Annotated in this window: 8 protein-coding genes and 1 rRNA gene; 7 read left to right on the forward strand and 2 right to left on the reverse strand. The window is 45.1% G+C overall.

Features of this window, described 5'->3' with window-relative positions; translation table 11 throughout:
• Positions 1 to 24: 24 nt before the first annotated feature.
• The 3 genes from AC58UX_RS29010 (at position 25) to AC58UX_RS29020 (ending at position 5,238) form a co-directional block, all read left to right on the forward strand.
• On the forward strand, positions 25 to 1,614 hold the full coding sequence (locus AC58UX_RS29010) for a type 2 periplasmic-binding domain-containing protein (RefSeq protein ID WP_497259281.1): 1,590 nt from the start codon (positions 25 to 27) through the stop codon (positions 1,612 to 1,614).
• A gap of 164 nt (positions 1,615 to 1,778) precedes the next feature.
• Positions 1,779 to 3,608: a cache domain-containing sensor histidine kinase gene (locus tag AC58UX_RS29015; RefSeq protein ID WP_497259283.1), complete on the forward strand. Its 1,830-nt coding sequence runs from the start codon at positions 1,779 to 1,781 to the stop codon at positions 3,606 to 3,608.
• Positions 3,598 to 5,238: a response regulator transcription factor gene (locus tag AC58UX_RS29020; protein WP_497259285.1), complete on the forward strand. Its 1,641-nt coding sequence runs from the start codon at positions 3,598 to 3,600 to the stop codon at positions 5,236 to 5,238. Before AC58UX_RS29015 ends, AC58UX_RS29020 begins: the two co-directional genes overlap by 11 nt.
• A gap of 72 nt (positions 5,239 to 5,310) precedes the next feature.
• Here the strand turns inward: AC58UX_RS29020 and AC58UX_RS29025 are convergent, their stop codons facing one another.
• On the reverse strand, positions 5,311 to 6,156 hold the full coding sequence (locus tag AC58UX_RS29025) for a helix-turn-helix transcriptional regulator (protein ID WP_497259287.1): 846 nt from the start codon (positions 6,154 to 6,156) through the stop codon (positions 5,311 to 5,313).
• Between the two features lie 123 nt (positions 6,157 to 6,279).
• On the opposite strand from AC58UX_RS29025, the gene AC58UX_RS29030 reads away from it, so the two are divergent.
• Positions 6,280 to 7,551 carry an alpha-L-fucosidase gene (locus AC58UX_RS29030; protein WP_497259289.1) on the forward strand — a complete coding sequence of 424 codons (1,272 nt, stop codon included), beginning with the start codon at positions 6,280 to 6,282 and terminating at the stop codon, positions 7,549 to 7,551.
• Positions 7,552 to 7,563: 12 nt separating this feature from the next.
• Complete coding sequence (locus AC58UX_RS29035; protein WP_497259291.1) at positions 7,564 to 8,586, forward strand: SGNH/GDSL hydrolase family protein; 1,023 nt, start codon at positions 7,564 to 7,566, stop codon at positions 8,584 to 8,586.
• Positions 8,587 to 8,662: 76 nt separating this feature from the next.
• Here the strand turns inward: AC58UX_RS29035 and AC58UX_RS29040 are convergent, their stop codons facing one another.
• Entirely contained in the window at positions 8,663 to 9,928 is a 1,266-nt protein-coding gene (locus AC58UX_RS29040; RefSeq protein WP_497259293.1) for a TolB family protein, read from the reverse strand.
• 151 nt (positions 9,929 to 10,079) lie between these two features.
• Between AC58UX_RS29040 and AC58UX_RS29045 the strand changes: the two genes are divergently transcribed.
• Together AC58UX_RS29045 and AC58UX_RS29050 are read left to right on the forward strand one after the other, a co-directional pair.
• Positions 10,080 to 10,946, forward strand: a complete 867-nt coding sequence (locus AC58UX_RS29045; protein ID WP_497259295.1) for a helix-turn-helix transcriptional regulator — start codon at positions 10,080 to 10,082, stop codon at positions 10,944 to 10,946.
• Positions 10,947 to 11,687: 741 nt separating this feature from the next.
• A 16S ribosomal RNA gene (locus AC58UX_RS29050) occupies positions 11,688 to 11,745 on the forward strand; the annotation flags it as partial.

The raw sequence follows: 11,745 nt of genomic DNA on the forward strand, positions 1-11,745 counted from the left end.
AAATATATTGATGGGGGTTTTTAGATGAATCGAAAGTGGAAAACAGGTATGATTTCATTGCTGATGCCGCTAGTTGTGATTGCAGGCTGCTCGACGAAGGAAGGAACAACAGAACCCGCAGCTACAGGGACCGGACCGACAGCAAAAGCCTCAAAAAAATATACGATTGAGGTGTTTCAGCAGAATGCCGGCTCGGTAACCCTTCCCCCGGCCGATCAGGATTTTGTCAAAAAAGCGATCGATGAGAAGCTAAACATTGATTTGAAAATAACATTTATGCCTGCTGGTCCCGACTATACGAACAAACTGAATGTGCGTTTCGCTTCTGGTGACGTACCTGATCTATTCACCATCGGAGGCCGGGAAATACAGACTTATGCCAACAATGGGTCTTTGACTCACTTATCAAGTTATTTAAATGACAAATATTTGCCGAATTATTTGAAATGGGCGGATGCCCCTTTACTGAAGGCGGAGCGGGACAAGAACAACCCAATGGGCTTTTGGGCAATGAGGCCGTATGCGAAGACCGAATATTCAACTTGGTATATCCGTAAGGATTGGCTAGATAAGCTTGGATTGAAGGTTCCTAGCAACAATGATGAGCTGCTGAATGTCATGAGGGCCTTTACGTTTAAGGATCCGGATGGCAACGGCAAACAGGATACTTACGGATTCAGTGCTACTGGCAATGGAGAACAGGTCGGGCAGGAATGGCCGATGTGGGCCAAATACGGAATGATGGGTACGTTTACGAACGATGGCAAGCATGTTAAGGATAATCTGGTTGCACCTGAAACTGGAAAAGTATTAGCCGAGATTAAGGCTGTTATCGATGAGAAAATCGTGGATCCTGATTGGTTCTTGAACAAAGGCGAAGCTGTTTTTGAGAAGTTTGCTCAAGGCAAGGTAGGGATCGTAAACTCGCGGGGCATTAACAATTTTCTAGAGGGCAATCCGAACAGCTTCTTAAACAAAGGTAGAAAAATTAATCCCAAATTTGATATCGTGGCTTTTAATCCATACCCCGACCAAGCGACATGGGTAGAAGCGACTGGCAACACAGGATGGGCGATTCCCAAGGCGGTTGCTGACAAGGATCCAGACAAGGTACTGCGTATTCTTCAGCTAGTTGATTATTTGTGCAGTGAAGAAGGCTATCTGCTAACGCATTATGGCAAGCAGGATGTGCATTACAAGCGCGAGGGCAACAAAATTTTACCTAATATGGTGGAGCTTGATAAAATAGCAAAAGAGCAAGGCGATTTCTTGAAAATTTACGGAGCATTTTCCCCTACAGAGAGCGAAGCCAGACAAATTGGGCTCGACATTGTTAATCCCAATTTGACCGATCGTGACCGAGAACTTTATAAGCAGCTGGCCACTTATAAAAGGGCTCCGTATTCCAATGGTATTCAAGTAACGCCGCCAGACGGCATCAATATTGCGGATTTCCGTAAGCAGCAGAATGTGTTTCACACCAAAATTGTGTTTGGCGAAATCCCAATCGAGAAATGGCCGCAATTGAGTGATGAGCTGATGAACAAATATCGTGGCAAAGAAATTTTCGCTAACTACGAGAAGCAAATGCGTGAAGCAGGCGTTTTAGAATAAGTTTGCCATAATAATAGGGGGAGAGGGCTATTCATGCCTCTCCTTTTTCGAATAGGAGGATACCACAAACCAATCAGAAATGCATAGGTCATATCCCATTATTATGATACAATGTAAGGGTTTTCAGACTTGTCTACGGATGGCAGGCTACAGGAGGTACAAGGATGCCCACAAGAGCAAATCGGCTTCATTTTTTATTTTCGAGCATAGGAACGAAGCTCTTTTTGATAACCTTCTTTTCTTTTCTACTGGGGCTTTTATTGGTAGGAGGCATCGCATTTTACAATAATTCGGCTATTATTAAGCAAAATCAGGAAGAGTCGTTGCAGCTATTAATGGGGCAGGTCGAGGGGTATCTGCAAATACATATGACGGCGATCCAGGAAAATTTATTATTTTTGACAGACAAAGAAATTTTCGATTCGCTCAAGTTAACCGATTACCAGGTACTGATGGAAAATATGGTCAAGCTGCACCCGGATACGATCAAAAGTATTTATTTAATTGTTGACGGCCAATACAATATTAGTGCCCCACAGTCAATGAAATATTTCGTGAACAAGGAGCAAATGGCAGAGGTATATAATCAAGCGAGGTTATGGGGCTTCTGGTGGAGCCAGCCTTATCTATCGTCCTTTTCCAAAAAAACGATTACTGCGGCAAAAACAATTGAGTCCTCGACGGTTAAGGGCGTGATCGCCATTGATCTAAACCTAGACAATCTGGCCAGCTCTTTAACCGTTCCCACGCTCAAGAAGAGAATGGATTTGTATCTGCTGTCACGAACCGGAGAACTGATCTCCACCAATACACCGATGACCTTCGAGGAGAAAACAAACGGAGACCATCCGATGGTTCATATGCTCAAGGATAAGGTTAAAAACAATGATTTGGAATTCGACCATGTGGACCTGCCTGACGGGCGGTATAAGATATTAAAAAGCAACCGTAACCGCTGGGATTGGGTAGTATTTGCCGCCATTAATGAAATGGAGGTTTATGAGATTCTACAGGTAGTCAAGAAGCAGTACGTATTGATGCTGTCGCTCTGGATTTTACTTTCTTTGGCGATTTCCTTTTGGCTTGGCCGGTACTTCCGCGCCCCGATCAAAGAGATTTCCAGGCAAATGAACTATGGAGCCTTAGGGAATTTGGAGCACCGCATTGATATGAAACGGATGGATGAATTCAGTTATGTAGTCAGCGGCTACAATAAGTTGATGGATCGAATCGGTACCTTATTTAAAGATCTACAGCACATGGAGGATCAAAAAAGGTACCATGAGTTAAAAGTGTTACAATCGCAGATTAATCCTCACTTTTTATATAATGCGCTGAATACGATTTATTGCTTGGTTGAAACCGAAAGAGTCAAGGAAATCGGTTCTGTTATTCAATCATTGGTCAGTATTTTGCGTTTCTCTATTGATAAGATCGATGAGGTAGTACTTCTGAAATTTGAAGTGGAATGTGTATGGAAATACGTGGACCTGATGAAGCTGCGGTTCGGAGATATTTTTGATATGGACATCATCATTCCAGAGCCGTTCGAGCAGGCATATATTCCGAAACTTACGCTGCTTACTTTAATTGAAAATTCGATATTCTATGGCTTGAACAAGCCAGGCGAACGCAATCATATTATTATAATGGCCTATCAGGAGCAGCCTGGAATTATTTGCTTTGAGGTGTCGGATACGGGCCCTGGCATTGAGGAGGAAATGATTCGAAGATTGATTGTTACGGAAGCTTCCAATGAATTCTTAAAGGATTCCTTACTGCTGGATCGTCCGGACAAGGAACGAAAGGGTTTAAATAATTTAGGCATACGCAACATCCATGAGCGGATTCAGTTGCATTTTGGCAAGCCGTTTGGCCTGGATATTGAAAGCAGCCTGGGTGAAGGGACGCGGGTGATGGTGCGTCTGCCCTTCAGATCTGCAGAGCGGAACAGCAGGCAAATAGAAATGGGGCAGAGACGTGATGCTAATTAAAGTACTCATTGTAGATGATGAACTGCCAGTTCGTGAACGGTTTACCCAGCATATTCCTTGGGAGGAGCACGGCTTTGTATGCATCGGTGCAGCCGGGCATGGACAAGAAGCGTTAACGATGATGGAGAAGGAGCTTCCGCATCTGTTATTGGTCGATATCACCATGCCTATCATGGATGGATTGGAGCTTGCGGAGCTAGTGCGCAAACGTTGGCCGGAGATATCGATTATTTTTTTGACGGCACATTCCGAGTTTCACTACGCACGCCAGGCACTTCTACTGGGAGCCAAAAACTATTTGCTGAAAATTGCTTTATCGAAAGAACAAATTATTGCGGCCTGTCAAGCAGCTGTGGAAGATTTAAAGGTACTATTGAAGGACAAAGCAGGCAAGACGGTGACCATGGATAGGGCGGAGGATTCGGCACCAAAGTCCATATCTCATTCATGGAAGAGACGTGAAGAGCTAATTGATCATTGGTGGGAGAGCAATGCGCATCAGAGAAAAGGTATTTGGAGTGAGATCAGTAAAGAGCTATCCACGGAGCTAAAGCGCCATGTGGCTGTGCTATGGGTAGGTATAGATGTATTCGAGGAGCTTTGGAATCAAGCAACTTGCCCTATTGAAGAGACCACCGATAGACAGCAAGAGCTGGCTGCGAGGATCGAAGCTCTAGCTGCAGCTGACCAGCAAATGGTTGCATTTCCACTCGGGAAGACGAAGCTGCTTTGTGTGATAACCAGCGATACGGATGCAAGCTCCAACAACTTTGAAGCTGCTCTCTACCAAACAGCACAGGTACTGTTGGCCAAGGAAGGCGACGTTAAGCTATATGTATGGAATAGCGGCAGCTTGGTAGGTGAGAATGCCGAGATGCATGCACAAATTTCGGAGGGGCTAGAGAAGCTAAGCCGATACTTTTATGAAAAGCAAGAATATACTTCCTTGCATTCCCCACTACATCATGTGAATTTCCAGGAAATCAGTGTGATGGAGCAGGTGGAGTTACTGTCGAAGGCGACAAAGGCTTTTTATGGTGGTGGTGCGGTTCTGTTACAGGAGGTTGTCCAACAACTGACTACGCTTCCGCTGGAGGCATCGCCGTATTCACCTGCCCAGTTGATTCGACTATCTGGGGATATCATGCTGAAATGCCCGTGGCTGGAACAGGATGCGAGCCTCATGCAATGTCACCAAATGCTGCTGTTTATCGAGCGCTGGGAAGACTTTATCCGGTGGTGGAACCGTGTGTTTGATTTGTTGACGGACCCCAAGCTTCATCCCGAAATGAATGTGACGCGTTGGGAGGTCCAGCAGGTTTGCCAGTACATCCATGAAAATTATATGAAGGAGATCAGGCTGCCGGATTTATCCGAGCGGGTTGGCCTCAACACCATTTATTTGGGACAATTGTTCAAACAGGTTACGGGCGAATACTTTAATGACTACCTGCACCGCACCAGAATGCAGAAAGCCCAGCAGTTGCTGCGGCAATCCGGCAAGAAGGTATATGAGGTTGCAGCGGAAGTTGGCGTTTCGGACTACCGTTATTTTTGCAAGCTATTTAAAAAACATATAGGGATCTCCCCCTCTGAATATAAAAATAAATATATTGGCAGCATGCGATAGCTGGAATGCATCAGTTAGCTTAAAGCATAAAAAAAGGGATAACAGTTTACGTTATTCCTTTTTGGTTTCTCTTTAATTCTTGTTGTGGTCGTGCTCCAGCATTCGGCGAAACTCCCTAGGCGAAAAGCCAGTAGAGTGTTTGAACATGGTTGAAAAATTATGATGTTCAATGCCGACGGCTTGGGCGATGCTGCCGATGGATTGGTCAGACGCCAGCAGGGCACGTGCCTTTTCCATTCGCAAGCGATTAATGTATTGAATGGGTGAGCAGCCAAGAACGGAATGAAAGCTGCGAATAAAGTAATTGGGATGGTAATGAACCAGGTCGGCAAGCTGTTCAACAGTGATCCTATCTTGCAGGTGCTCTTCAATAAATTGAAGAACACGTCCCATTTTCTGGGTAGAAGCTGAAGGGGAGGCTATCTCCTCAAAGTGTTGGTCGACAACCATCCCCAGAAGATGCAGTAAAGAGGCTTTTATATCTAGAATCGTACCTAGTCCCGGACTGCTTATGCCACGTACCATTCGCTCGAACCAAACTTCGACCTCAGATGATGAGGGCACGTCTATACAAACCGGGAACCGATACATCTCGAATAGATCACGATTTCCAACACGAGCTGTAAAGTGGCACCAATATTTATTAAAGGTATTGTCGTTAATTGTGGAATAAGACTGTACAGTATGACAAGGCATCAGGACAAGTTGACCTGGCTTAGGATGATAGACAGCGCCATCTACTTCAATGCGTCCTTCGCCACTCCGAATATAATATAAACGGTTAAAACTGTGAACAAAATTACGGCGCTGCCAGTCAGGGCCGACAGTTTGCAGGTTGGCGATGATGACGTCCACCTGGATGTTGGTCAACACATTACGAAGTGAATGGTAGGTTGGCAGATCTGACAAGTTCAGCACTCATTTCTTGATAATGAAGTTAGAATTCACTAAAAACAGGTTAACAAATCGGAAGATTGCTGTAAATAGAAAAGGTATGATAGAAGCAAGTCAGCAGTTATAACAACTAATAGGGGGATAAACATGTTACCAAGATTTCATGATGCGCGAGACCGTTTTTTCGAATTAAGATTCGGCATGTTTGTCCATTGGGGCTTGTATGCTATCCCTGCATGGCACGAACAACTTCCATGGAGGGGCAATATTACCAGACGCCAATATGAACAATTCATTCATGAATTCAATCCGCAGGAATTCGACCCGAACGAATGGATTGATTTAGCCGAAGAGGCTGGCATGCAGTATTTATGCGTTACAACGAAGCATCATGATGGCTTCTGTATGTGGGACACTGCACATTCAGAATACAAGGTGACGAATACACCCTATGGCAAAGATGTGTTAGCGATGCTTTCGGAGGCATGCCAGAAGCGGAACTTCCCGCTTAGCCTTTATTACTCTTGTCCAGATTGGCATCACCCTAATTATCCTAACCTTGGTCGACATCATGAAATGTTCGGACCCCGTCCTGGAGATGAACCGGATATTGAACGATATTATGAGTATGTGAAGAAGCAGTTGCAGGAACTTCTCACGCAATATGGTCCGATCTATCAGTTTTTCTGGGATGTTAATGTAGCTGAGTACCACAATCCAGCGATCAATGAATTTGTACGGTCGTTACAGCCGGACATTCTTATCAATAACCGTGGACCAGATAAAGGTGATTACAGCACACCGGAGAGGCATGTGCCTGATGGCGGATATTTCCGGACGCCGACAGAAGCTTGTCAGTCTTTAGGACGAGAAAGCTGGGGGTATCGCAAGGATGAAGATTATTATTCCACCAAGTTCCTTATGCAGAGTATGGATAAGATCATGGCTATGGGCGGCAATTATTTGCTAAATGTGGGCCCTACCGAGAAAGGTAAGATCGTGCAGGAGAATATGGATACGCTGAGACGTATTGGTCGTTGGTATAAGAAGGTGAAGGAAGCGTTAGTTGATGTAACTCCTGCTTCTTACTTAGGCGGGAAAGACGAGTTTATCGACGCGAATGAAGTAGCAAACCGTGTGTTTCGTGACGAGGTGCTGCTGACTCGCAGAGGTAACACCATCTATGCTCACGCCTATCGTGATTTACAAAGCTCAACCATCATCATGAAGCCACTGAATATGCTGCCCAAGCGTGCTGTCTTGCTAAATGATGGACGGGAGTTGGAGACAACAGTAGAGCAACTGCCTTGGTATTGGCGGGAGAGGCCTTACCTAAGGATTCGCAATCTGCCAGTGAATGAGATTACGGATGAGGTGCTTGTGGTAAAGCTGGAGTTCGGTGACGATGTAGCTGAATAGGAGGGGATCAAGATGCAGTTTGAATCAATTGAACTTTTTAATGTTGCAGAGGCGGAGGAAAACAAGCTTACACATGGCTTGACATTACAACGTTATCCGAAGGCAGTTCGTGAAGTGATGAGCGAACGTGGAGGCTTTGTTTCACAACAGGCCAGCGGATGCGAAATTAGGTTTGTTACGGATTCCCAGAATGTTCGTATATCTTTAACAGCTGTTGAAGGGGATGGAGAGGTTATCATCTACCAGGGAGACTTTTACCATTCTCATTATACGCTGAGAAGCGGTGTACAGCATACCTTGCATCTCGTTCAACGGCTAGACACTAGCAAAGTAAATCTTGATGCCATCAAAAATAAGCGCTTTGCACCACAAGTATGGCGCGTCATCACGGGACGCTATGCGGTTAGGTTCCACGGAATTGAGGTATTCAGCCATTCCGTTCGTCCGCCGTTGCCAGATGAGGTGCCCGCTGTTCGCTGGCTCGCTTATGGTTCTTCTATCACTCACGGAAGTTCCGCCGTGCATAATTACAATGCTTATGTGCATAAGGCAGCACAACGATTAGGCCTTGATGTTTTGAACATGGGGCTAAGTGGTGCGTGTATGTGCGAGTATCAGGTAGCCGACTATTTGTCTTCGCGAACCGACTGGGATCTGGCCACGCTGGAGATTGGTGTGAATATGAGGAACTCTTATTCGCCAGAGCAATTTCGGGAACGTGCTGAATATTTGATTCAATCCATGTGTACGAAGCATCCGAATAAGCCCGTTGTGGTCATAACTATATTTACGAACGCGTCTACTTATGACAGCCAAGGAACGTTAGTCGGCCAGAATCAGGAAGCATTCAACGCCATTCTTCGGGAGATTGTCGCTAGTAGCAAGTACCCCAAACTTTATCTGCTAGAAGGCACTGAAATTCTGACCGATTTCGCGGGACTCACTTGTGATCTCATTCATCCCTCGGATTATGGGCATGAACTTATGGGGGAAAATCTAAGTAGGATGCTTCGCCCTATATTAGAACAAGCCTAATAATATATCAAAATAGCTCGCCGATGAATCGGCGAGCTATTCGCTATGTGCAGACTATTGTTAGCGAGTATTGTAGTTACATCATTTCGCCTAAATCAGCAATAAATACTCGCCGTGCTCCGTTAACATAGCCATTAAACACAATATGGCGATCATCTGGAGCCCAAGCGGGATGAGCATCTACGCGAAGCGAGCCGTTGAGATTCGAGGCGGCATGGGCGACATTTATCCGTACTAGCGTCTGCTCGGAGTTTGTCTGAAGATCAATCCAGCGCAGCGGAATGGTACCGTCTCCAAATGCAAGTTGCTCTCCGCCATACGTATCTGTAAGTATGTGACGGCCGTTCGGATGAACAGTCGGATGACCGGAACCAGGTATATCATCAGTGATTGTACACAAATTTGTTCCATCGTATCGGACACGGACAAGCTTCATCTGTTTGTCTCCATGAATGGCCAAGTTCATGGAGAGATGCTCGCCATCTGGAAACCAGTTAATATGATGGCCGCCTTTTTCCCATTGCTCAGGGCCTACCGCAACACATACATCGGTTCCATCTGGTTTCATGGTCAGCACCCAAAAGTCAAGATGCTGCTTGATCTGATTCCAGGGCTGAGTTTCTTGGGAATGGAACCAACGCATGGTAAAGATCAGCCGGTCCCCCTGAGGATTAAACTTACAATGGAACCCATAACATTCGCCATGCTCGTACATCGCTTTGTCTATTTGGGGAACAGCACGTTCAAAAATCTCCCGGATTGAGATGACTAGCGTTCGCTTGCCAGTCTTTGTATCGGTCATAAACAAACCGTCGTCAGCACGAAATCCGAAATTTCGCGTGACTCGTTCGTCAGGAATGACGACCCCGTATCCGTTCTGAGTCCGTCGCATGGTCACTGTGTTGGCACATATGATTTGATTACCGTCTGGAGATATGCGGTAAATAGAGCCCTCCAATTTACGCGTCACACCAGTAAGTGGGTCCATACTGACAATATAGGGTTCCCAGTTCAATGTGTCTACATTGTTAAAATAGAGGGAATGATCATCTGCGCCCCAATTAATATTGGCCCCCAATTGATACTCCCAACCGAAAGTCTGTGCAATAACCTTTTCTTCGGCGGTGTGCAAATCAATAAGAACAACATCGGCGGCTTCGCCGGGCATATTGACGCGGTCATTATCGGGCATACGCAGTACGGCTAGATACCGGCCGGATGGACTGACCGGGGAAGTGTCAAAAAAACGATGCAATCCGCCTCCTTCTCCAGGTGTTACGCACCAAACAGGCACGCTTGGATTGTACTCGGTGTACCGTGGGAATTTCTCGCTAATCCGCATAGGGTTTGTTCTCCTTTTCGTAAATACGAAGTCAACTTTCCTTCCTAAAGTATATAAAATACGGCTATATTCTTCTTTGTCTGAGATTGTGACATTTTTATCTCGAATTACGATATAATACCGATTACAGAGACATAAGAAGGGGGAAGGCATGAGTAACTTTGGGATTCAACTATTGTGGACTGCGCGTTATGATTACGAAAAAGGCGAAAATAGGAATCTGCATCAGCATGCCTTTCATCAAATTTTTTGGATTGCTAGCGGCAGCGGGGTATTTCAATGTGAAGACGACATATTCGAGCTGGAGCCTGATACCATTTTCTTTATAAGACCGAATCAATTGCATGGATTGACAGCCGTTGATCAGGTGAAAACCTTGGACATCAAATTTCAGATTATATCGGAAGAAATTGAAAGCGCTACAGGGCACATACCTGCGCGGATGCACATTCACAATAAAGAGGCAGCGCGGCTTCTTGAACTTGTACGCAGCGAGGGGCTGCAACGGCAAAGTTACTTCCGAGAGTTGGCAGCGCTTCATCTGGCAGAGCTGCTCTATGTATTGTCACGAGCTGCCGAGCACTTGGACAATGAAGGACAATCAAACGTTGTAGAGGCTCGTTCTTTGGCACCTCGAGTTTCCATTGCTAATGCCACAGCAGCGGAAAAAGCAGAGCAATGGATTTTGGAGCATTCGGATCAGGATTGGACGATTTCGGAAATGTCCAAGAAGCTTGGATATAGCCCAAGCTATATGTGCCAGCTTTTCAAAGATTACAAAGGTCTCACAATTGCAGCTTTTCTGAAGGAAGTCCGGATTTTGCGTGCCAAGGAATGGATGGCATATTCAGACTGCAGTATCAAGCATATTGCGGAAACAGTAGGCTTCAAAACGGTGCATCATTTCACACGTGTATTTAAGGAAGTAGAAGGAATTACACCTGGGCAGTGGATTGCTCGGGAGATTTCCGGCATTCGGAATGGGATTTTTTTTGACGATGCTAATCATCGTCACTAAGTGACTTAAAAAGGCAGTTAGAATTGCCGCGAGAAATTGTTGCTAAAAGGGGCCGAGCATTTTTAATACGACAGGGCTACAACGTGGTGGCCTTTTTTGCTCAAAGCTGGCAGTTTTACTTATATAAAAGCAGGTTTATGGACTGTCTAAAAATCAAGGTATAGAAAAGAACCCCACGATTATTCCAAGATTTTTAAGGACATCCCGTCATTCCTATGGATCTTGACAGTGATGGTGTTCCTGAATGGGTTGGAAACCAGAGGGATTGGGTGCCGACTGCTCTTTGTGGAGGAGGGGAAGCATTTCATTGAATTCGGCAATAACGATGTCACAAATGGTTCTTAAAACAATACAGACCCGCCGACACCAATTGGCAGCCTCGTTGAGGTAACAGGCAATAAACAAATCAAGCAGAAAGAACCGCTAAGCTTAGAAGTTTGCCTTAAGAAATTAATTTTGGTTTGGAAAAATAAAACATTGCATTCATTGTCGAAACCATGCTATATTATCACTCCGGCCGCAAGACAGGCTGGTGAGAGCAACTGAAAGTAACTCAAAAAAAAGTAGTTGCACATTAAAAGTAAACATGGTATATTACTTCTCGCTGCTTCGGTAACACGGCAGTGAACGAAAGAAATTGATCTTTGAAAACTGAACAACGAGTGAGTAAGCAAGTCGAATAATCGACTATAAATGAGATTATTAATCTCGCTAGCATCAAAATGAGCAAGTCATCTTTCTATTATGGAGAGTTTGATCCTGGCTCAGGACGAACGCTGGCGGCGTGCCTAATACATGC

The organism is Paenibacillus sp. J22P90, from assembly GCF_059692195.1.